Genomic DNA, 22,286 nt, shown 5'->3' on the forward strand with positions numbered 1-22,286 from the left:
CGATCATGCCCGTTGACCGCGCGGTTGCGCGACCCTATTCGCCCAAGGCGCTGTAATCGTCGGAGTCGTCGGAGGACCAGTTGAACGTCGAGGACCCCAGACTGCTCAGGAGGCCGCAGACCAGAAAGAGAACGACCAGCGCCTTGGCGGCCCCGCTCATGATCAGTGGCCTGGTCGCGGAGCGTGTCTGCTGACGTGTGACGGAGAGATCGTCGTCACCGAAGAGACCTCGGGGATAGGCCGGTGTGAGCATCAAGGCGTAGGCGGAGAAGCGCATCTGGTAGCGCAGCGTCGCCGCGGTCGCCTCGAAGAGCGGCCGGGGCATCCGGCCCAGGATCAGCGTGATGACCCACCAGAGGAACGACAGCGCGAACCATCCGCCCGTGGCGAGACCCTGCACGATCGCCGCCGGAATCATGAGGAAGATACGGAAGAAGACGGCGAGCCTGTTGAGGTCCGTCGGGCGCACCTCGATCTGGACGGGGTAGTCCGGCGGCGGAGTGAGGGCGAACGGCGGATAACGGTCGATGAGCAGCATCTCGCTCGCCGTGACCCGCATGTGGTAGCCGAGATATTTCTCGAGGTAGGCGAAGACGGGGCCGGGCAGCCGGCCCAGAACGAGTGCGGCGAACCAGCCGAAGATCACCGTGAACACGGCGGCGACATAGAGGACGAACAGCACGAGGAAGTGCGGGATCAGCAGGAGCAGACGCACCAGGACGGTGAGCCGGCGCTGACGGGTGGGCTCGATGACGTCGAGGACGGGCAGGAATTCGTTCGGGTCCTCCGCGACTCGGCCCGGACTCCACTGACCGTCCGCCATGGTGCTCCTCCTCAACAGGTGAGCCGCACGGCTTCAGCACGTACGGCGTCACTCCACGCTGGGTGCGCGTGGGGCGGCGCGCAAACGGCGACGGGCCGAACGGGTGTCTGCCTCGACGTCACAGGCGGGAACACGGAGGTGCGGGTCCCGGGCCCGCACCTCCGTGCTGTCACTCACTCACTCACTGGCTCACTGGCTCACTCACTCCAGGAGGTCTCCGTACGCTCCGAGAGCCAGGGCGATGTCGGCCTGTGCCCAGAACCGGTGATAGGTGAAGACCGGAGCTGCTCCGCCGTCGAGGTAGCTCTGGACCTTCGGCCAGTTCGGGTCGTCCTTGTAGAACGACCGGATCGAGGCGAACGTCGATTCGGCGTCGACGGTGTCGCCGTTGGGCATGGCGCCCGTCCAGCCGCCCGGCACGTACACCGGGTCGTCGAACCGGTTGTAGTCGGCGCGGGTCTCGGGGACGGCCACTCCCGCGTCGTCCTGGTAGTGGTCCCACATGCCGTCGAGAAGCGCCTTCGCCGCGGTCTTCGCCGCCGCGTCGCCGGACTTGGCCGCGTAGTAGGTGAGCGTCCTGGCGTAGGCGCCGGCCACGCCGACGTCGTTGGTGTAGTCGGCGACGGTGACATGGAGCCCGCTGTTCGCGCCGGGACTCGACGCGTTCCAGGTGTCGGGCGCACCGGTCCACTTGAGGGTGGACGGGACCCGGTACGTACCGTCCGGGTTGATCGTCGTCTCCGACAGGGCCCAGTCGACCCACTTGTCGAGCACCGCCTTCGCTTCCGCGTCACCCGACTCGTGGTAGTACTCCGCGACGCGCTCCATGGACCACGCCTGGAAGCCGAACCACTGGTTGGACGGCGGGTCGTGGTAGACCGGCTTCTCGTCGTAGTACATCCCGTGGAAGGTCGGCGTACCGGCCGGCGGCTGCGCGTAGCTGCCCTTCCAGCTGTTGGTCGCACCGCCCGCGATGGCGCCTTCGTCGGACTGGAGCCAACGGTAGAACTCCAGCTGGCGGTCCAGGCTCTTCGCCCAGTCCTGCTGCCCCGTCGCCGACTTGGGCTTGAGATCGGGTACCGAACTCAGTGCGTACGCGGCCATCGGGTTCTGGTATCCGCCGTGCGCGTGGCTGCTTCCGATGCGCCAGGACCAGCCGGCCGCGGTGTCGGTCGCGCCGCCCCAGGCGTAGTACCAGGACATCAGATAGTGCGAGCTGTCCTTGCCGGTGCCCGCCGGGCAGGTACTCGGGCCGACACAGTCGCCGACCTTCTTGAAGTACTTGTCGAACATGGCGTAGCGCAGATAGTCGCCCATCTTGGCGGCCTTGCCGACCGTCGCGGAGACCTCGCTCGCCTTGCCCTGCTCCTTGGCCCACACATCGGCCCAGTAGGCGGCCTGCACCGCGCGTGCGTCGGCGTCGGGGGCATTGGTGAACTTCCACTGCTTGGCGTAGGAGGCGTCCCCGGTGAACAGGTCCAGGTAGCCGTTCTTGCCGCCGTAGGCGAACTTGTCGCAGGTCGGGTGGGTGACGGTCTCCCAGACCGACTCCTGCGGTCCGCGCTGGAAGGTGTTGATGTACGAGGGCCCGGTCTCGGAAGGTCCGGCCGAGCACGTGCCGGGCGTGTTGCCGAAGCCGTAGACGTTGTCGACGTCCTGGATCCAGTGCATGCCGTAGATGTCGTCGGTTCCGTACGCGCTCTTCAGCTCACCCGCGATCGGGTCGGAGCCGGAGGCCACCGACGGATCGAGAACGGCGGGGTACTGGGCCGGTGTGTCGTGCTCCGGTGCATACGTGGCGGGCTTCGACGGGTTGTAGAAGGCGTTCGTGGGCTGGTCGGCGTGGGTGGGGATCATGTACGTCTCCATGGTGTCCCACGCACCGTTGAACTTCGTCCAGTCCCCGGTGATCTTCCCGTACATCGCCTGCAGCCAGATCAGGTAGCTGTACGCCTCCGACGTCGTCTCGTGCCCGTGGTCGGGGGCCTCCACGATCAGCGTCTCGACAGAGTGGTACGGAATGCCCTCCGGCGAGAAGTAGCCGTTCGCCGGGTCGGTGATCTTCCCGTACAGATCGAGGAAGCGCGCGTCGTACGTCTTGGTCGCGGCCAGCTGTGTGACGGTGACCTCGGCCTTGGCGTGACCGGGAGCCGTCGCGGTGAAGGTCGCGGCGCCCGTGCCCGAGCTGTCGGCGCTCACGGTCACCTTCTGGGCCGTGGACCAGTTCGACGGGGTGAAGGAGAGGCTCGCGCCACCGCTGACCGTCAGTCCGGCGTTGCCCGCGGTCCGGGCCACACCGACGGTGACGGGTGCGGCCGGCGCGGTGGACAGCGATACGCCGAAGGTCCCCGATGTGCTTTGCCGGACGCCCAGTTGGGCGGGAGTGGCGACGACGGCGGGGCCGGCGACGACCGTGATGCCCGCGGGAGGTGACTCGGCCGAGCCGCCCAGGCTGTCGTGGGCCCGTACGTAGACGGAGTGTCCGCCCGCCGAAAGCCCCGCGGCGTCATAGGAGTACGGCGAGGTCGTGTCTGTACCGAGGAGGGTCGTGTCGTCGTAGAACTCGACCTTGCTGATGGTCGCCCCGTCCGCGGCCGCTGCCGTCGCGGCGAGCGGTACCGGGTCGCCCACGGTGAAGACGGAGCCCGCCGCCGGGCTGGTGAGGACGGCGATCGGCGGCTGGTGGGCGCCGGCGCAGGTGGTGCCGTTGACGGCGAAGCCGGTGGGGGCGGCGTTCGTACCGCTGTAGGTGAACTGCGCGCCCGTCGATACCGCGGCTCCCGGGGCGATGGTCCCGTTCCAGGCGGCGTTCTTGACGGTGACGTTTTTCCCGGACTGGGACCATGTGCCGCTCCAGCCGTTGCCGAGCGTCTGGTTGCCCGCGTAGCTGTAGGTGAGGGTCCAGCCGTCGATCGGGGCGGAGTCCCGGTTGGTGACGCTGAGTTCGGCGCTGAAGCCCGAACCCCAGTCATTGGCCTTGTAGTCGACGCTGCACTGCACGGCGGCGGCCTGGGCCGGGGTGCCCGCTGCTGCCGTCATCCCCAGGGGGAGGGCGAAGGCGGCGACGAGCGCCGTCCATAACCTGCGCGATGTCGTTCCGGTTCTGCCGGATCTCCTTGGTACCCATGTTCTGCGTGCGCTTCCCGATGGCATGCGCAGTCCTCCTCGCGGCTCGGCGACATGGGGGGTGTGCGGGGTTGAGCACAAGCCTTGAACCAGTGGGAGCGCTCCCAGCATGGGGACGGGGAAAAAGGGAGTCAAGACACTTGAAGAGTCGAATAAATTCGATAGTGAGACATCAGAACAGGCCTGTTGACCGACACGAGTTGACGCTCTAACGTCATGCCACACCAGTGGGAGCGGTTCCATCAGTCGACGTGCCGTAGGGGGCACGTCCGGTCTGTAAGGAGTCGCTTCATGCGACACCCCCCGCATTCGCCACAACTACGGCACGTGTTCCGCTTAGTCCTGGCAGCTGTTCTCGCCACGGTCGGCATCACCGTCGCCCCCGTGGTCACCGCCTCCGGCTCCGCGCCCGTCTGCACGGTGGAATACACGACCACCAGTCAGTGGGACGGCGGATTCCAGGGGTCCCTCACACTCACCAACCTTGGCTCCTCCGTGAGCAGTTGGAGCCTGGGATTCGATCTGCCCGGCGACCGTGAGGTCACGCAGGGCTGGAACGCACGGTGGTCGCAGTCGGGCAGGACCGTCATTGCCGCGAACGAGACCTGGAACGGCACGCTCGCGAACGGTGCGAGCGTCAGTGCCGGCTTCCTGGCCTCGGGAGCCGGTACGGGATCGGCGCCCGGCGCATTCATGCTCAACGGGACGCCGTGCGGCGGCGACCCCGGTCCCGGTCCGACCGACCCACCGGACCCGACCGATCCACCCGACCCGTCCGCCGGGCCGCCCGCGCTGAAGGTGTCGGGCAACAAGCTCGTCGACGAGACCGGCGCCACCCGGCGCATGCTCGGCGTCAACCGCTCCGGCGGAGAGTTCATGTGCGTACAGGGACATGGGATCTTCGACGGTCCGGTCGACGACGCCTCTGTCCAGGCAATCGCCGACTGGAACGCCAACACCGTCCGTATCCCCCTGAACGAGGAGTGCTGGCTGGGCCTGGACAACATCGATCCGCGCTACGCGGGCGACAACTACATCAGCGCCGTGAAGGACCTGGTCCAACGGGTCAAGGACCACGGCATGACGCCCATGGTCGAACTGCACTGGACCTGGGGGCAGTACACCGGCAACTCGGCGGGCTGCTCCGACGTGCACGCCAGCTGCCAGAAGCCCATGCCCGACGCGCAGTACACACCGGCCTTCTGGTCCTCGGTCGCCTCGACGTTCAAGGACGAGCCGACCGTGGTGTTCGACCTGTTCAACGAGCCGTATCCGGACCGTGCCACGCCCACCCTCGCACAGGCCTGGACCTGCTGGCGGGACGGCGGGACCTGCCCGGGCATCGGTTACGAGGTCGCGGGCATGCAGGACCTGGTCGACGCGGTACGGGCGACCGGCGCCGGGAACCTGATCCTGGCCGGCGGGCTCGCGTACTCCAACGACCTCGGTCAGTGGCTCCAGCACAAGCCGAACGACCCGGCGGGCAATCTCGCCGCGGCCTGGCACGTCTACAACTTCAACGTCTGTGCGAACGAGGACTGCTGGAACTCCACGCTCGCACCGGTCGCCGCCGAAGTCCCCCTCGTGGCGGGCGAGATCGGCGAGAACACCTGCTCCCACGGCTTCGCCGACCGGGTCATGCGGTGGTTCGACGACCGCGGACTCTCCTATCTCGGATGGACCTGGAACACCTGGGACTGTTCCTCCGGTCCGGCCTTGATCAGCAACTACGACGGCACCCCCACCCCGTACGGAATCGGGCTGCGTGATCACCTGCGCGCCCTCGACAGCTGAGGAAACGGAAACTCTCATGAGCCGCACGAGCCGCACCCCCCTCCGCAGATCACGCACAGCCCTCATCGCGGCGGGAGCGCTGGTCGCCGCCGCAGCGGGCACCGCCGCCGCAGCCGTACCGTCCGCGGCGGCAGCCGCCGGATGCACCGTCGACTACACGATCCAGAACCAGTGGAACGGCGGCTTCACCAGCGCCGTGACCGTCACCAACACCGGCGACGCGGTCAACGCCTGGCAGCTGGAGTGGTCGTTCGCCGCGGGCGAGCAGGTATCCCAGGGCTGGAACGCCACCGTTTCGCAGAGCGGCACCGCCGTCACCGCGAAGAACGTCTCGTACAACGGTTCGCTGACCACGGGCGCCTCCGCCTCCTTCGGCTTCAACGCCACCGGAAGCGGAAACAGCACCGTCCCAGCCACGTTCAAACTGAACGGCGTCACCTGCAACGGCGACCCGACGGACCCCACGGACCCGACCGATCCGCCGGCGGGTGACCGCGTCGACAACCCGTACGCGGGCGCCGATGTCTATGTGAACCCGGAGTGGTCGGCGAAGGCCGCGGCCGAGCCCGGGGGCTCCCGGGTCGCCAACGAGCCCACCGCTGTCTGGCTCGACCGCATCGCCGCCATCGAGGGCGTCAACGGCGGCATGGGCCTGCGCGACCACCTGGACGCGGCCCTCGCCCAGAAGGGCGACGGCGAGCTCGTCGTCCAGCTCGTCATCTACAACCTGCCGGGACGCGACTGCTCGGCGCTCGCCTCCAACGGCGAGCTCGGCCCCGAGGACATCGGCCGGTACAAGACCGAGTACATCGACCCGATAGCGGCGATCCTCGCCGACACGAAGTACGCCGGACTCCGCATCGTCAACACGGTCGAGATCGACTCGCTGCCGAACCTGGTCACCAACACCGGCAGCCGGCCCACCGCCACCCCGGCCTGCGACGTCATGAAGGCCAACGGCAACTACGTGAAGGGCGTCGGCTACGCGCTCAACAAGCTCGGCGACGCACCCAACGTCTACAACTACATCGACGCCGGACACCACGGCTGGATCGGCTGGGACGACAACTTCGCCCCCTCGGCCGACACGTTCAAGGCGGCGGCCACCGCCGAGGGCGCCACGGTGAACGACGTGCACGGATTCATCACCAACACCGCCAACTACAGCGCACTGAAGGAGGAGAACTTCTCCATCGACGACTCCATCAACGGAACGTCGGTACGGCAGTCGAAGTGGGTGGACTGGAACCGCTACACGGACGAGCTGTCCTTCGCCCAGGCATTCCGCACCAAGCTGGTCTCGATCGGCTTCAACTCCGGCATCGGCATGCTGATCGACACCTCGCGCAATGGCTGGGGCGGCACCGCACGGCCCGCCGGCCCGGGCGCGTCCACCAGCGTCGACACATACGTCAACGGCGGGCGCTACGACCGGCGCATCCACATGGGCAACTGGTGCAACCAGTCCGGAGCCGGCCTCGGTGAACGACCGCAGGCGGCACCGGAGCCCGGCATCGACGCCTACGTCTGGGTGAAGCCCCCGGGCGAGTCGGACGGCTCCAGCAAGGCGATCCCGAACGACGAGGGCAAGGGCTTCGACCGGATGTGCGACCCGACGTACACGGGTAACCCCCGTAACGGCAACAGCATGTCGGGCGCCCTTGCGGACGCCCCGGTCTCCGGCCACTGGTTCTCCGCCCAGTTCCAGGAGCTCATGAAGAACGCCCACCCGGCGCTCTAGCACCGACGACGGCCGGGTCGGGGCGCTCCCCCGCCCCGACCCGGCCCGTTCGGCCTGCGACGATGGGGGCATGAGTGCACAGGACAAGGACGAGTTGCTGGCCGAGGCCGTACGGCTGCGGGTGGAAGGCCACCCCGAGCAGGCCAGGGAGCGTCTGCTCGCGCTCACCGCGCAGTTCCCCGACGCGGCCGATGTGGCCTACCAGACAGCCTGGGTCCACGACGTGCTGGGCCTGGAGACCGAGGCGGTTCCGTACTACGAGCGGGGTCTCCAGCTGCCCGGCCTCACCGAGGAGGAACGCCGGGGCGCGCTTCTCGGTCTCGGCAGCACGTACCGCGTGCTGGGCCGATACGGGCAGGCCGTCGAGACGCTCCGCCGGGGCGTGTCGGAATTCCCGGACGACGGGGCGCTGCGGAGCTTCCTCGCCATGGCGCTGTACAACATCGGCGAGCACCACGAGGCGATGAAGATTCTGCTGCGCGTGGTGGCCACGACGAGCACCGACCCTTACGTGGCGCGCTACCGGCCGGCCATCGAGCACTACGCGAAGGACCTCGACGAGAGCATGTGACCCGGCCGCAGCCCTGCGCGCTCGCGAGCACTGACCAGGGCAATGGGAAGCCCCGGCCGAATCGGGGGAATCCGGCCGGGGCGGCTCACGAGTGGGCGCGGAGGGCGGCCGCCTTCGGCGGGGGGCTCCGTTCACCCACGTATAGATGAACGATAAACCATCCAGGCGCGTTCCCAGGAATCGGCACCCCCGGATGTGACCGAGAGCACCGACCGGGCCCGTCACCCCACCCGGTCACCGGGTCAGCGAGCCTCCCGGAAGAGGACGTGCTGCCCCGCGGCCGGGTCGTACTTGCGCAGCTCCAGCCGGTCGGGGTTATTGCGGCGGCTCTTGCGGGTCACATAGGTCTGCCCCGTTCCGGCGGTCGACCGGAGTGTGACTACGGGCCTGGTTTCACTGCGTGCCATGGGCACCTCCAGATGCGTGCGCCGACCCCATCCCGCGATGGGAATGGGTGTCGTTTTCGTTCCGGTGGGGTAACGCCGGACGGGGCAGCCCCATTCCCCCCGCACATCCAGCCGGGGGCGCGCGACGTTCCACAATCTCGCGCGGGCGCGCGCCGGGGGCCCGATGTCTCGGACAGGGAGTCCCCAACACCCCTTTGAAGGAAAGGGTGTTCGGAACTCCGCCGCATCGCGGGGCCCATGGCATATGCCACATGCAACAACGCATCGAGTGTTGCCAAATCCCTTACGGGCTCTCCCTGCCTGTGCAACAGTCGTCTCGGTCCACCCTTGAGAACTGGCCGCCGCGCCTGTATCGGAGTACGAGATGCCGTCCCATCTGTTCGCGGACCGCCCCGCCCCACAGCCTCCCGAGCGAGATGCCGTCGACGCGTTGATCCACAGGACCCGTCGACTGCGTGGAGATGTGGACGCCGTGCGGCGGGACACCGTGGTGATCGACGAGGACGACCCCCAGCTGCGCTGGCAGCGCGCGCTCTGCGACCTCGCGGTCCACCATCTCGATGATCTCGACGGACACCTTGGACAGCTCAGGGAAGGACTGCCGGTACAGGCCACCGGCGAGCCGGAACCGGCAACCGCCCGGGAGACCGTCACCGACGCGCAGCCCGGCTCGCTGCTCAGCAGGGTCGGCAGCGCCGAATGGAATCTGCTCACCGACGAGGTCAGCTGGTCCGAGGAGCTGTACGAGATCTTCGACAGGACCCCCGCATCAGGGCCCCTGTCGCTCGACGAGCTGCCGTCCGTCCTCCTCCCCGAGGACCAGCCGCTGCTGACGTCGATGGTGACGGCCTGCCTGGTCGACGGCAAACCGATAGACGGCGAGTTCCGCATCCTGCGGAACGGCGGCCATATGCGCACGCTGCACATGATGGGGGAACCCGTACTCGACGCGGACGGCTGCACCGCCTCCATGTGGGCGGTCCTGCGTGACGTCAGCGAGCTGCGGCGCAGCCAGCGTGCAGTCGGACGGACCCGCGATTCGGTGAGCCGGGAACAGCACATGGCGCGGACCGAACACCGGATGGCCGTCGAGTTGCAGGAGGCCGTACTGCCTCCGTGGCGTGGTTCGCTCCGGCTCCCGCAGCAGGGAGCGGGCGCTCTCGACATCGCGGGCCACTATCTGCCGTCGGAGTCGAGCGACCTGATCGGTGGCGACTGGTACGACGCACTGGAACTGCCGGACGGCAGGACCATGCTCACGGTCGGCGATCTCACCGGCCACGGCATCCCGGCCACCTCGGCCATGGCGATGCTCCTCGGCGCGCTGCGCGGCATGGCCATGGCCGGGATCGAGCCCGGAGCCCTGATGGGCCACCTGAATCAGCTGCTCGAATCGACGGTGCAGCCGGCTCTGGGCAGCGCCGTGTACTGCCGCTTCGACCCGACGACCGGCAGCCTCGCATGGGCGCAGGCAGGTCACCCCGCGCCCATGCTGTTCCGCGGCGGAGCGGGGCGTCCCTTGCCCCGGCCCGACGGCGTACTGCTCGGCGCGGCCTCCGGGGTCGCTTATGAGCAGGACCAGGTGCCCCTGCTGCCCGGAGACGTGCTGCTTCTGCACACGGACGGCCTGACACGTCGCAGGGACCGGGGTGCGGGCCCGGAGTCACTGCTCGCGCTTGCGCCGCGCTTCGCACAGGCCCGCACGGCGCAGGACTGTGTACGAGCCGTCGTCGAGGAGTTCGGCGGGGCCGAGCGCCTGGACGACGCGTGTGTGCTGGTCGCCCGCATCGGAGCATGAGGCGGGACGGGAACGGGGCAGCGAGAATCGGCTCGGCACGCCATGAGGGTGTGCCGGATTCCGCGCTGTGACCGATAGCAGCTGTGACGGGTGATGGTTGTGCCGGGTGACAGTGATACGGCGTCGGGTGCCGGCGCCGTCCGGCTTCAGATCTGACTGCCCCGGGAATTCTTCAATGCGCTGTGGGGCAGGGCCAGTTCGATCTCCTCGCGCAGATCCTCGATCTTCGCGTATCCCGCGAACTGGCCGGTGAGCCGGTACATCTCGCGGAGCCGGTCCCAGGTGCGGTGCGAGGAGGTCTCCCCCATCGACACCAGGGCGAGCCGTGCGTACCGGTCGGCCTGCTCGGGGTCGTCGGCGATGAAGCAGGCCGAGGCGAGCGAGATGTAGTCGAAGATCTTGGACCGCTGACGGCCGTTGATGCGCAGGTCCAGCGCCTGCTTGGCATGGCGCTGCGCGGTGGCCGCTGCCGACGGATCGTGCTCGGCGAGCGTACGGAACGCGAGTGCCTGCATGCCGTGCATGTCCGCCTCGTCGAACATCTGCATCCAGCTCGGCGGCGGGACGTCGCCCTTGTCCGAGACGAAGAGCTCCTCGGCCTCGCCGAGGGTGCGCCGCATGGCCTGGCCGCGGCCCATGGATGCCTGTGCCCATGCCTCGATGGTGTGCAGCATGGCCCTGGTACGCGGCAGTGTCTCGTCGCCGGAACCGGACTTGGCGAGCTTCATCAGGTCCAGGGCGTCGTCGGGACGGCCCAGGTGCACCATCTGGCGTGCCGCCCTGGACAGTGCCTCGCCCGCGCGTGGACGGTCGCCGCCCTCACGCGCCGCATGGGCGGCGATGACGAAGTACTTCTGGGCGGTGGGTTCGAGGCCCACGTCGTGGGACATCCAGCCCGCGAGAACGGCGAGGTTGGCAGCGACGCCCCACAGGCGGCGCTGGAGATGATCGGGGTGGCGGTAGGAGAGCATGCCGCCCACTTCGTTGAGCTGGCCCACGACCGCCTTGCGCTGGAGTCCGCCGCCGCGGGAGGCGTCCCAGGCGCGGAACACCTCGACCGAGCGCTCGAGCGCCTCGATCTCCTCGGAGCCGATGGGAGCCGCCTCGTACCGGTCGAAGCCGGCGCTGTCGGCGTACATCGCGTCGTTGAGGCGTGGAGTGTCGGCCGCCGGAGCGGGGTCGGTGTGCAGCCAGTCGTACATGGCGCCAGTAAGTGCTGGGCCGGCGACGAGCGCCGCGCTCGCACCCACCAAGCCGCGTCGGTTGAGCATGAGGTCCATTCCCGTGAATTCGGTGAGGACCGCTGCCGTCCGTTCGGGCGCCCACGGGAGGCCGTCGGGATTCTTCTCCGTCCCTGCGTCCCGCCGTTTTCCCACACGCCCGCGCCGGCCGAACCCGAGGTCCTCGATGGTCACGACACGGCCGAGTCGCTCGGTGAACAGGGCAGCCAGCACTTCGGGCACGGGATCGCGTGGGGACTCCCCCATATCGATCCAACGCCTGACCCGCGAGGTATCGGTCGCCAGTTGGAGATGGCCCATGGCCGCCGCCTGTCGGTTCACCATTCTCGCGAGCTCGCCCTTGGACCATCCGGCCAGGCCGAACAGGTCATTCAGGCGGGTGTTGGGTTCTCCGCTCACTTCAAGCCCCCAGGTTCTCGGCTGACTTGACACTAACCCCCTGGCAGATGCGGGTCGACTATTCGCCAGGGTTCGCCATGGTGCGCCACATGGTCTGCCACCCGCGGGCCGGTGTCAGGTAGGAAAGCGCCACCCCGCCCGGCAGCCCTAGGTACTCCCCAGGGTGCCGGACGGCCGCCGGCCGGGGCGGCGCACGCAACTTGTCGGCCACGAAGGGATCTGTCTCGCTCATGTACACAGCATCGTCCTCCGTGTCCGCCCCGCCCCGCCCGTACCGTCCCATGGGGGCGGGTGGCGGACCGTATCTCGAACCCCACGCCGCACCGGCGCCCGGCCTGGGTCGGATCAGGCGACCGGCGGGGCTGGGTACGCAACCGCTCAGCGGGAGAATCGACTTGTCCGGCCCCCAGGGCGCGCAGCTGAGGATGGCCATCGCCTCGGTGCACCGCATCTGCCCCGAGTTCAACCCGGTGCAGGTGCTGCGGCGCAGCGGCCGGTCGGTCCTCATCGTCGGCACGACCGGGCGCACCACCGCCGTGGCCAAGTGTTTACTTGACCACTCACCCGCGTGGATGGAGCGGTTCCGGCACGAAATAGCTGCATACCGCGCCTTCGTCCGCCATCGCCCACCGGTGCGGGCACCTCGGCTCATCGCCGCGGACCCGGAGAACTGCACGCTGGTGATCGAGCGTATGCCCGGACGGGTCGCGGCTCTGACGAGGCATCCGGTGGAGGCCCCGCCGAGGGCGGATGTGCGGGCGGCTCTCGGAGCGATCAACCGGGTCAACAGCTGGCGGCCGCCTGCGGGGCTGTTCGAGGCTCCGCTGGACTACCCGTCACGGATCGCCCGCTATCACGAGTTGGGGCTCTTCACCGACCGTGACCTGGGTGATCTGCAGAAGCTGCTGCACGGTCTCGCCCACACGGGCAACAAGCAGGGTATGGGACAGTTCTGTCACGGTGACGCGCTCCTGTCGAACATTCTGCTGTCGCCCACCGGTCCTGTGCTGGTCGACTGGGAGCACGCGGGCTGGTATCTGCCGGGGTACGACCTGGCGACGCTGTGGGCGGTGCTCGGTGACGCCCCGGTGGCGCGGCGCCAGATCAGTCAACTGGCCCAGGTCAACGGCCCGGCGGCGCGTGACGCGTTCCTGGTGAACCTCATGCTCGTACTGACGCGGGAGATCCGTACGTACGAGACCGCTGTGCAGCGGACCATGCGGGAGGCACCGCCTGCGGGCGGCCGCCAGGACCGGCCGGGTGCTCTCTCGTCGGGCGAGGAGCAGCGGCTGCTGCTGCGCAGGCTGCACGACGACTGCGCGATGGCACGCCGGGCCGTGCGTGCCGCGGTGGGAACCCGCTGACCGCACCGACGGAGATGAGCGTGCTGCGGGACCGGTGCCGACACACCGGTTCCGCAGCACGCTGCTTGCTGTCCGGGATCAGGCCCGGGGAGTCAGCCGGTCAGAGGGCGGCGGTCAGGGGCTCCTGAAGTCGACGGCGTCCACGTCGAACGAGTTGTTCTGCGGGGATGTGAAGACCAGACAGAGCTTGTGGGTGCCCGCCAGTTCCTTGACGGGGACGGCCGTTGTCGCCTGGTAGGTGTCCCAGCCCCCGGTGTTGGGGACGGGTGTGGTGGCGAGCAGCTCACCGTCCGGGGCGTCCGCGCGCAGTTCGATCGCGCCCACGCCGTACGGTGAGGAGAGCGTGTAGCCGACGGTCGCGATGCCTTCCAGGCTCATCGGATCGAAGGCGACCCAGTCTCCGTTGGAGACGTCCCCGATCCGTTTGCCGTTCTCGGCGCCGGCCTGGCCGACGATCCGGGTGCCGGACTGGGCGTCGTGGTATTCGGCCTGCTTGTGCTTCGGCTGAAGCACCGAGCGCCCGTAGCCGGTGAGGGCCGAGACGCCGTCGCCGCCCTTGTCGGTGTATTTGGCGTTGAGTACGTAGGTGAGGTCGGCGCCCTCGGGGTGGCCGCCCAGGTCACCGGTGTCCACGGTTCCTTCGCAGCCGGGGATGTCGGTGGTGGGGTGTTCGTGGTCGTCGTGGCCGAGGGCCGGGTTCACCGTCACCTTGGTGCAGTCGACCGGGCCGTCCTCGGGGTCGGTGACCGTGACCTTGTACGGGATCTTGTCGCCGAATTCGATGAGCTTGCCGCTGACCGGGAAGTCGATGGTGACCTTCGGTGCGGTGTTGCCGGCGGTGACGGGGATGTTGGCGTAGCCGGATTTTCCGGTGGAGTCGGTGACCTTCAGCTGGGCGGTGAAGTCCCCCTTGGCGGTGTAGGTGTGGCTGGGCTCGGCCTCGGTGGAGTCGTAGGTCCCGTCGCCGTCGAAGTCCCAGGCGTAGCTGAGCGAGTCGCCGTCGGGATCGCTGCTGCCCCGGCTGGAGAAGTCGACGTTCAGCGGGACGGGGCCGTCGGTGGCGGAGGCTGTGGCCTTGACGACGGGAATGCGCTGCCCCTGGGCGTAGTCGATGCGGTAGAGGCCGGAGTCGTTGTTGCCGCCGCCGAAGGAGGAGCCCCACTCCAGGACGTACAGCGAGCCGTCGGGGCCGAAGGTCATGTCCATGGGCTTGTTGAACTTCTGCGAGGACAGGAAGTCGTTGATCTTGAGCAGCTTCTCGTCCTGGTCGAAGCGGACTTCCTTGACGTAGTTGCGCGACCACTCGTAGAAGAAGCTCGCGCCCTCGAAGTAGGCGGGGAACTTCGTGGTGGAGGGATTCTTCGGGTCGTAGTGGTAGACCGGGCCGCTCATCGGGGCCGATCCGCCGCTGCCGACCTCGGGGAACTCCGTGGACGTGCCGTAGCCGTACCAGATCTCCGGTTGCTGGACCGGCGGGAGTTCGGTCAGGCCGGTGTTGTTGGGCGAGGGGTTGACCGGCTTGGCGCAGTCGAACTTCGCGCCGACCACCTGGGTGTCCGGGTCGTAGGGGGCGTACGCCTGGTTGTTGCCGTGGCAGAAGGGCCAGCCGTAGTTCCCGGCCTTCTTGATGACGTTGTACTCGACGAGTCCCTCGGGGCCGCGGTCGGTGGTGGGCAGTCCGCGGTCGGGGCCGTAGTCGGAGGCGTGGACGTAGCCGGTCTTCTGGTCGACGGTGAAGCGGAAGGGATTGCGGAAGCCCATCGCGTAGATCTCGGGGCGGGTCTTCGCGGTGCCCTGGGCGAAGAGGTTGCCCTTGGGGACGGTGTAGCCGCCGGAGTCCTTGGGCTTGATGCGCAGGATCTTGCCGCGCAGGTCGTCGGTGTTGCCCGCGGTGCGTGCGGCGTCGAGCATCTCCTTGCCCTCGCGCCAGTCGAGCGGGGCGTAGCCCTGCCAGTTCGGGTCGAGGTTGGGCGGAGTGTCGTCACCCACGCCGAGGTACAGGGTGCGGTCCGGGCCGAACTCCACGGCGCCGCCGGTGTGTCCGGGTTCGGGGAAGGTGCGGTCGCGGTAGGCGGGGACGTCGAGGAGCTTCTTCTCGCTGGCGGGGTCGAGGGTGTTGCCCTTGACCGTGAAGCGGGAGAGCCGGTTGACGTCCTCGGCTGCGCCGGCCGGGGCGTAGTAGAGGTAGATCCAGTGGTTGTCCTTGAACGCCGGGTCGAGTTCCATGCCGACGAGGCCGTCCTCGCCGCCGGAGTAGACGTCGAGCTTGCCCGCGGTGGTGGTGGCGTGGGTGGCGGGGTCGAAGATGTTCACCTCGCCGCTGCGCTGGATGTAGAAGACGCGGCCGTCCTTGGCGACGTCGAGCTCCATCGGGTCGGCGGTGTTGTCGTCGAGGGCGACCTTCTCGTAGCCGTTCCAGACGGTGCCGCCGCAGTCACCGGGCTTGTTGCCCGCGGCCCACTTGAGGCCGCCGATGACATGGTCACGGAAGGCTGCTTCGGTGTACGAGGGGATGTCGTGGCCCATCGCGGTGGCCCAGACCTTGCCGCCCTCGGTGTTGCGGCACCAGGAGATGGGATGGTCGGCGCCCATGGCCGAGCCACCGGGGTTGTACGTGGTCTCGTCGGCGGTGACGAGGACGTGGACGTCGCCGCGGGGGTTGGCGTCGAAGTTGTACCACTCCTCGGGGCGCTCCCAGCGTTCGGGGAGGCCGGTGGTGGAGGGGTGCACGCGGTCGGCGACCTTGGCGGTGCCCTTGAGGACGCCGGGTGAGTGGGCGGGCATATGGGCGCCGCCGTTGATGACCTCGTCCCACCAGGGGAACTGCTCCTCCACGCCCATGTCGAGGGTGTTGTGGAGGGCGACGATGCCGCCTCCGCCGCGTACATAGGTCTGCATCGCCTCGCGCTGGGCGTCGGTGTCCCAGACCATGCCGGAGTTCTGGAGCATGACGATGGCGTCGAAGTCGGCGAGCTTCGCGTCGTCGAAGACGGTGGGGTCGGCGGTTTCGACGAGTTCGAAGTCGTTCTCGGCCGCCTCCTCCTTGAACATCTGGATGCCGGCGGGGATTGAGGCGTGCACATAGCCGACGGCGCGGGTGAAGAGCAGGACGCGGAAGGCGGGGGCTTTGCCTGCGGTGGCGGCGGTGGCCGGCAGTGCGGTCAGCGCGAGGAGCAGTGCACTCGCTAACGCGATGACCACCCGTCGCATGTCACGAGCATGATGGCCCATGGAATGACGGCTCACGAGCGGATCCTCTCTGCGGGGCGGGACGAGCGGGGATCAGGGAGTGGTGTCCAGGGCCCGGCGCAGAAAGGCCAGACCGTCGGTCGCGATGGAGTCCTGGCTTGCGGCGAGCGGGCGCCAGACGGAGGCGGCGACCGCGATGGCGTCGTTGTGTGCGGTGAAGGACTCGATACAGAGCGGGCCTCGGTAGCCCTCGCCGAGGAGCGCGGAGAGGAAGCCGGGCCAATCGAGGCTGTCGGCGCCCGGGGTGCCGCGGTCGTTGGCGCAGACCTGGACATGGAAGACGCGGCCCGCCGCGCGGCGTACGGCATCGGGCAGGGAACGTTCCTCGATGTTCTGGTGGTAGGTGTCGAGCGCGATACCGATGCCGTCTTCGGGCAGTCCGGTCAGTGCGTCGAGGGTCTGGCCGACGGTGTTGAGGAGGCTCGTCTCGTACCGGTTGAGGGGCTCGACCGCGATGCGTACGCCCGCGGCTCGTGCGTGGTCGACGACGGGGGCGAGGTTCTCCCGTAACTCCTCGTACGCCGCGGTGCGTTCGGCCCGGCTCATCCGCCAGGTGCGGCCGACCGCCGTGTACACGGGACCGGCGACGGTCGGAGCGTTCAGAGCGTGGGCGGCGTCGACGCAGTGCCGCAGGTAGTCCTGGGTGACCTGGACGGTCAGCGGATCGGTGTGGACGAGGTTGCGCTCGGGCGGCATCACGGCGATCACGGCGGCGGGCGCGAGCCCGGAGGCGTCGAGGAGTTTCGTCACGGCTGCGGGCTCCCAGTCCCGCACGTTCTCGAGCGGGATCTCGACACAGTCGAAGCCCCATCCCGAGAGTCGCGGCAGGACGTCACCGAGTGCTTCGTACGTCACCGGGGAGTGCCAGATCCAGGGGTTGGCCCCGAGCGGCAGTAATGCGGCGCTCACTTCTTGCCTCCCCACTTCTCCGGGAAGCCGGGAAGGTTCTCGCAGCCGCACATCGCGTAGTGCAGGGGCGGCATGCCGGGCTTGAGGTACTGGTCGAGGGTGTCCTGGGTGACGGTGGGCTGCGGCAGCTTCCACTCCTTGGGGACCTGCTGTCCGTTCAGGATCTTCAGCGCCGCGATGACGGGCGTGCGCCACTGGAAGGTGGGGTAGGACGGTGCGATGGCGGTGAGCTTCTTCTCCTTCCATGCCTGGAGGAAGTCCTGCTGGTCCTCACCGGTGATGGGAGGTACGTCCTTGCCGGCGTCCTCGAACGCCTCGACGGCGGCGACGGCGGTCGCGCCGGAGTCCATCCACACACCGTCGATATCGCCGTGCCGGGTCAGGGCGTCGGTGACGATCGACTTGGTCTTGGCCGGGTCGCCGTCGGTGAACTTCACGTCGGCGACGTCGAGTCCGCTCTTGTCGAAGGCGACCTTCGCCGCCGACCAGCGGGTCTCCAGGACGTCGACGCCGGGTGAGATCCGCAGGGCGAGGATCTTTCCCTTCGGCTTGACCTTCTCGACGAGGAAGTCGGCGGCGACCGCCCCGTATCCGTACCCGCCGACCGGATTGATGAAGGTGACCGCGCAGTCGCTCTCCACACCCCGGTCGAAGACGATGACGGGCAGCTTCGCGCATGCCTGCTTGACCGCTGGGGTGAGTGTCGCCGTGGTGTTCGGGGAGACGATCAGGGCGTCGCAGCCCTTGCCTGTGAGCTCCTGGATGTCGGAAATCTGCTTGTCGTCCTTGCCCTGCGCGTCCAGGACGGTGAAGTCGGTGATCTCCTTGTGGAGGGCGACCTCGGCCCGCATGTTCTTCAGTCCCACCTGACGCCAGGGATTGAAGACTCCCGCGTTGGAGAAGCAGAGGTGGAGGGAGCCGGAGTCCCTCTTCTTGTACGAGGCCGTGTCGACGAGCTCCGGCTGAAGCATCTGCTCCCACGGCTTGTCGGCGGGGCCCTCTGCCGTCTCCTTGCCGAGAGCGATCTGCCGGTCGTACTCGGCCTGGTCGAAGAACTTCGACTGCGCCCCGGTGCCCGCTCCGGTCCCGCCGCCGCTCCCGGAGGCGGCGGGGGTGTCCGGTGGCGCGTCACTCGTACAGCCGGCGAGGAGCGCGGCGCCGAGCAGGGCGGTGAGGGGGAGCAGGGTGTGTCGGGTCAGTCGGGTACTCATGTGGGTTTCCCTCCCGAAGGTTCAATGCGGCGGCGGCGCAACCGGGACCAGTCGGCCGCGCCGAGTCCGACGGCGGCGATGACGATGACGCCTTGCACGGTGGATTCCAGGGCGCCCGAGACGCCCTGGAGGTTGAGCAGGGTGAACAGGGCATGGAGGGAGAAGGCTCCGGCCATCGCGCCGACGACGGACCCGCGGCCTCCGCCGAGCACGACGCCGCCCAGGACGACCGCGGTGATGGCCTCGAACTCGTAGCCGCGCCCCGCCTGCGCGGAGACTCCGGAGAAGCCGCCGACGAGTACGGCGGCGAGCGCGGCGGCGGCGCCGGAGAGAACGAAGGCGATGGTGCGGGTCCGGGCGACCCGTACTCCGGAGAGCGCGGCGGCGCGTTCGCTGTCGCCGGTCGCGAGGAGCGTGCGGCCGAAGTCTGAGCGCATGAGCCGTACGGCGAGCAGCCCGGTGGCGAGGCAGACGAGAACGGCCCAGGGCAGCCAGCCGAACGCGCTGCCGCGCCCGAGCTGGCGGAACGCGGTGGGCAGCGCGCCGTGCGGGGAGCCACCGGTCCAGAAGAAGACGGCGCCTTCGAGGATCAGCATCATGCCGAGCGTGGTGATGAAGGACGGTACGCGCAGCAGGGTGGTGATCAGGCCGCTGACGAGTCCGGCCAGGGCTCCGGCGAGCAGCAGGATCGCGGTGACGAACAGCCAGGGGGCGCCGGGGAAGGAGCCGTACAGTTCGGCGGCGACGACGACACCCGCGGTGACGACGGCTCCGACGGAGAGGTCGAACTCGCCGCAGACGATGACCAGGTACTGGCCCGCGGCAAGGATCACGAGAGGGGCGGCGCGCTTGACGAAGGCGAGGAAGCGGTCCGGCTCGTAGAAGCCGGGGTCGGTGAGCGCGAGGGCGGCGAGGAGCACGGCGAGCAGGGCGTAGACGGGTGCGGCGGTGCCCAGTGCTCGCACGGCGCGGCGGCCGGCGGGCAGTGCCTTGGCTGCGGTGGTCATGCGGTCCTCCCCTGCGGGGTGCGGCGGCGCCGGGCGTACAGGGCGACGGCGGCGATGATGACAACGCCCCGGACGACGTTCTTGAAGAACGGGTCGACGGCCAGCTGGTTGAAGACGCTGTCGAGGACGGCGAGGACGAGGACGCCGCCGAGGGTGCCGGCCACTCCCCCGCGTCCGCCGGCGAGCGCGGTGCCGCCGAGCACGACGGCGGCGATGGACTCCAGGTCGTAGCGGGCCTCGGTGCCGGCCCAGGGGGCTCCGGCGCCGAGCCGGGCGGCGAGGAAGAGGGCGGCGGCGCCGACGCAGAGGGAGCACAGGACGTGTGCGGCGACGACGGTGCGGCGGGTACGGACGCCGGAGAGCCGGGCGGCGTGTTCGTCGCCGCCGGTCGCGTACATGTGGTGGCCGAGCCGCGTGCGGCGGGTGATCAGCCAGATGACGGCGGCGACCGCGAGGAGCAGGAAGAGGGAGACCGGGACAGGTCCCATCCGGTCGTAGCCGAGGTGCTGGAAGGAGGCGGGGACTTTGCCTGCGGGCCCTGTGTAGTTGTCCTCGATCCAGCCGCGCAGGATGAAGGCGGTGCCGAGGGTGGCGATGAAGGCGTTGACCTTGAGGCCGGTGACGACGAGGCCGTTGGCGAGTCCGACGGCGGCGGAGAGGGCGAGCACGGCGAGGATCGCGACGAGGACGCTGCCGCTCTCCATGGTCTCGGCGGCGACGAGTGTGCCCAGGCTGATGAGGTAGGCGACGGAGAGGTCGAGCGAACCGCTGAGGATCACCACGGACTGGCCGACGGCGACGAGGCCGAGGGCCACGCAGTTCTGGAGGATGGCGACGACGTTGGTGACGGTGAGGAAGTCGCCGCCGCGTGCGGCGACCACGATCCAGCCGAGGACGGTGACGGCGAGTGCGGCCAGCCAGACGCCGGTGACCGGGCCGGTGAGGCGCAGTCCGGCGGGCGCCTTCGCCGGGGCGCGGGACGCGGGGGTTTTCTGGCCGGTCCGGACCGCCGTCATGCGGCGCCCTCCTGTGCACGGTCGCCGCCGGTCGCGACGCGCATGATGGCCTCTTCGCCCGCCCCGGCGGGAAGTTCGCCCGCGAGGCGGCCCCCGGACATGACGAGGATGCGGTCGCTCATCCCGATCAGTTCCGGCAGTTCGGAGGAGATGATCAGTACGGCCAGGCCCTCGCCCGCCAGTTCTCGTACAAGCGTGTGGATGGCGGCCTTGGCCCCGACGTCGACTCCGCGGGTCGGTTCGTCGAACAGCAGCACTTCGGGGCGGGCGGCGAGCCACTTGGCGATGACGACCTTCTGCTGATTGCCGCCGGAGAGGTACTGCGTCTGCTGGTCCTCGCCACTGGCGTGCAGGCGTACGCGCTCCAGCAGTGCGGTCACCTCCCGGCCGGCGGGTGGTCCGCCGCGGGCGGGGACGGCCCGGGTGACGAGGAGTGTGTTGTCGCGCACGGACTGACGAAGGGCGAGCCCTTCCGTTTTGCGGTCCTCGGTGACCAGGGCGATCCCGGCCCGGATGGCCTCGCGGGGCCGGGTGGGCCGCCGGGGTCTTCCACCGACGGTCATGGCCCCGGTGGTGAAGGGGTCGGCGCCGAACAGGGCCCGGGCGAGGGAGGTGCGGCCCGAGCCCTGGAGTCCGGCGACGCCGACGACTTCACCGGCCCGGAGCGTCAGATCGATTCCGCAGATACGGGCGTTGGCGCCGCCCGTGACGGTGAGTTTCGCCGCGCCGATGTCGCCGGGGCGGGCGCGCGGCGGGTAGTACGCGCCGAGGTCCCGGCCGACCATGGCCCGTACGACCTCGTCGGCGTCGGTGTCCCGGGTGGTGAGGGTGGTGACGCGACGGCCGTCCTTGAGGACGGTGATGCGCTGCGAGAGGTCGAAGACCTCGGGCAATCGGTGCGAGATGTAGAGGATGCCGAGGCCGCTTGCGGCCAGTCGGCGTACCAGCGCGGCAAGTTGGGCGACCTCGTGGCCGGCTAGCGGGGCGGTGGGCTCGTCCATGACGAGGACGCGGACGTCGGAGGCGAGGGCCTTGACGATTTCCACGGTCTGCCGGCGGGCCACGGACAGTTCGTCGACGGGGGTACGCGGGGTGATGCCGGTCTCGTCGATCCGGGCCAGGAGTTCGGCGGTCCGGCGCTCCATGGTGCGCCGGTCGACGAATCCGTGGCGGGTGGGTTCGCGGCCGAGGAAGACGTTCTCGGCAACCGTGCGGTGCGGGAGGAGTGCGAACTCCTGATGGATGATGCCGATGCCCGCGGCCTGGGCCTGCGAGGGGTGGCTGAAGGAGTGCGCCACGCCGTCGATCGTGATGGTGCCGGAGTCCGGCGTGTGCTCGCCGGCGAGGATCTTCATCAGGGTCGACTTGCCCGCACCGTTCTCGCCCACCAGGGCATGCACTTCTCCGGCTTCGAGGTCGAGCCCCACATCGTGGAGCACACGCACCCCGAGAAAGCTCTTGGACACGCCTTGCATCGTCAGCATCGACTGGCTCCTCGGTCAGCGGTCTGCAGAGCAGAGTCGTGACAGACCTTTGACCTGTCAAGGTGTCAAGCATCTTTCGTTCATGGCGAGTTGGAAGGGACTTATGCCGACGATCGAACACCGCATGCCTTGTGAGCAGCGGAAGT

At 68.9% G+C, this 22,286-nt stretch carries 16 protein-coding genes; 5 read left to right on the forward strand and 11 right to left on the reverse strand.

Annotated elements, in window-relative coordinates:
- Window positions 1-34 precede the first annotated feature (34 nt).
- Both ACFT7S_RS20485 and ACFT7S_RS20490 read right to left on the reverse strand, forming a co-directional pair.
- Window positions 35-823: a DUF4389 domain-containing protein gene (locus ACFT7S_RS20485; RefSeq protein ID WP_382733786.1), complete on the reverse strand. Its 789-nt coding sequence runs from the start codon at window positions 821-823 to the stop codon at window positions 35-37.
- 201 nt (window positions 824-1,024) lie between these two features.
- Window positions 1,025-3,862, reverse strand: a complete 2,838-nt coding sequence (locus ACFT7S_RS20490) for a glycoside hydrolase family 48 protein (protein WP_382733789.1) — start codon at window positions 3,860-3,862, stop codon at window positions 1,025-1,027.
- Window positions 3,863-4,240: 378 nt separating this feature from the next.
- On the opposite strand from ACFT7S_RS20490, the gene ACFT7S_RS20495 reads away from it, so the two are divergent.
- The 3 genes from ACFT7S_RS20495 to ACFT7S_RS20505 all read left to right on the forward strand — a co-directional run bounded on the left by ACFT7S_RS20495 (window position 4,241) and on the right by ACFT7S_RS20505 (window position 8,055).
- On the forward strand, window positions 4,241-5,743 hold the full coding sequence (locus ACFT7S_RS20495) for a cellulase family glycosylhydrolase (RefSeq protein WP_382733792.1): 1,503 nt from the start codon (window positions 4,241-4,243) through the stop codon (window positions 5,741-5,743).
- Window positions 5,744-5,759: 16 nt separating this feature from the next.
- Window positions 5,760-7,484 (forward strand): glycoside hydrolase family 6 protein, encoded by a 1,725-nt coding sequence (locus tag ACFT7S_RS20500; RefSeq protein WP_382733793.1) that lies wholly within the window; start codon window positions 5,760-5,762, stop codon window positions 7,482-7,484.
- 70 nt (window positions 7,485-7,554) lie between these two features.
- Window positions 7,555-8,055: a tetratricopeptide repeat protein gene (locus ACFT7S_RS20505; protein WP_382733796.1), complete on the forward strand. Its 501-nt coding sequence runs from the start codon at window positions 7,555-7,557 to the stop codon at window positions 8,053-8,055.
- 242 nt (window positions 8,056-8,297) lie between these two features.
- On the opposite strand, the gene rpmG is transcribed toward ACFT7S_RS20505, so the two are convergent.
- Window positions 8,298-8,462: a 50S ribosomal protein L33 gene (gene rpmG, locus ACFT7S_RS20510; protein ID WP_362847823.1), complete on the reverse strand. Its 165-nt coding sequence runs from the start codon at window positions 8,460-8,462 to the stop codon at window positions 8,298-8,300.
- A gap of 364 nt (window positions 8,463-8,826) precedes the next feature.
- Between rpmG and ACFT7S_RS20515 the strand changes: the two genes are divergently transcribed.
- Window positions 8,827-10,260 carry a PP2C family protein-serine/threonine phosphatase gene (locus ACFT7S_RS20515; RefSeq protein ID WP_382733799.1) on the forward strand — a complete coding sequence of 478 codons (1,434 nt, stop codon included), beginning with the start codon at window positions 8,827-8,829 and terminating at the stop codon, window positions 10,258-10,260.
- 146 nt (window positions 10,261-10,406) lie between these two features.
- On the opposite strand, the gene ACFT7S_RS20520 is transcribed toward ACFT7S_RS20515, so the two are convergent.
- Window positions 10,407-11,900 (reverse strand): hypothetical protein, encoded by a 1,494-nt coding sequence (locus ACFT7S_RS20520; RefSeq protein WP_382733802.1) that lies wholly within the window; start codon window positions 11,898-11,900, stop codon window positions 10,407-10,409.
- A gap of 58 nt (window positions 11,901-11,958) precedes the next feature.
- Window positions 11,959-12,132: a hypothetical protein gene (locus ACFT7S_RS20525; RefSeq protein ID WP_382733805.1), complete on the reverse strand. Its 174-nt coding sequence runs from the start codon at window positions 12,130-12,132 to the stop codon at window positions 11,959-11,961.
- Between ACFT7S_RS20525 and ACFT7S_RS20530 the strand changes: the two genes are divergently transcribed.
- A complete protein-coding gene (locus ACFT7S_RS20530) occupies window positions 12,131-13,264 on the forward strand; it encodes an aminoglycoside phosphotransferase family protein (protein ID WP_382733807.1) in 1,134 nt (377 codons plus the stop codon). The two genes, ACFT7S_RS20525 and ACFT7S_RS20530, sit on opposite strands and share 2 nt — an antisense overlap.
- Before the next feature lie 114 nt (window positions 13,265-13,378).
- Here ACFT7S_RS20530 and ACFT7S_RS20535 read toward each other — a convergent pair whose 3' ends face one another.
- Genes ACFT7S_RS20535 through ACFT7S_RS20560 form a run of 6 tightly spaced genes read right to left on the reverse strand, consistent with a single transcriptional unit; the run spans window position 13,379 to window position 22,140 of the window.
- Window positions 13,379-16,495, reverse strand: coding sequence for a ThuA domain-containing protein (locus tag ACFT7S_RS20535; RefSeq protein ID WP_382733927.1), 3,117 nt, complete (start codon window positions 16,493-16,495; stop codon window positions 13,379-13,381).
- Between the two features lie 51 nt (window positions 16,496-16,546).
- Window positions 16,547-17,422, reverse strand: coding sequence for a sugar phosphate isomerase/epimerase family protein (locus tag ACFT7S_RS20540; RefSeq protein ID WP_382733809.1), 876 nt, complete (start codon window positions 17,420-17,422; stop codon window positions 16,547-16,549).
- A complete protein-coding gene (locus tag ACFT7S_RS20545; protein ID WP_382733811.1) occupies window positions 17,419-18,633 on the reverse strand; it encodes an ABC transporter substrate-binding protein in 1,215 nt (404 codons plus the stop codon). Before ACFT7S_RS20545 ends, ACFT7S_RS20540 begins: the two co-directional genes overlap by 4 nt.
- Window positions 18,630-19,640 (reverse strand): ABC transporter permease, encoded by a 1,011-nt coding sequence (locus ACFT7S_RS20550; RefSeq protein ID WP_382733814.1) that lies wholly within the window; start codon window positions 19,638-19,640, stop codon window positions 18,630-18,632. Before ACFT7S_RS20550 ends, ACFT7S_RS20545 begins: the two co-directional genes overlap by 4 nt.
- Window positions 19,637-20,656, reverse strand: a complete 1,020-nt coding sequence (locus ACFT7S_RS20555; RefSeq protein WP_382733817.1) for an ABC transporter permease — start codon at window positions 20,654-20,656, stop codon at window positions 19,637-19,639. The genes ACFT7S_RS20550 and ACFT7S_RS20555 overlap by 4 nt, the downstream gene beginning before the upstream one ends.
- On the reverse strand, window positions 20,653-22,140 hold the full coding sequence (locus ACFT7S_RS20560; RefSeq protein ID WP_382733820.1) for a sugar ABC transporter ATP-binding protein: 1,488 nt from the start codon (window positions 22,138-22,140) through the stop codon (window positions 20,653-20,655). Before ACFT7S_RS20560 ends, ACFT7S_RS20555 begins: the two co-directional genes overlap by 4 nt.
- Between the last annotated feature and the right edge of the window lie 146 nt (window positions 22,141-22,286).

Source organism: Streptomyces sp. NPDC057136, assembly GCF_042670885.1.
Classification (GTDB): Bacteria; Actinomycetota; Actinomycetes; order Streptomycetales; family Streptomycetaceae; genus Streptomyces.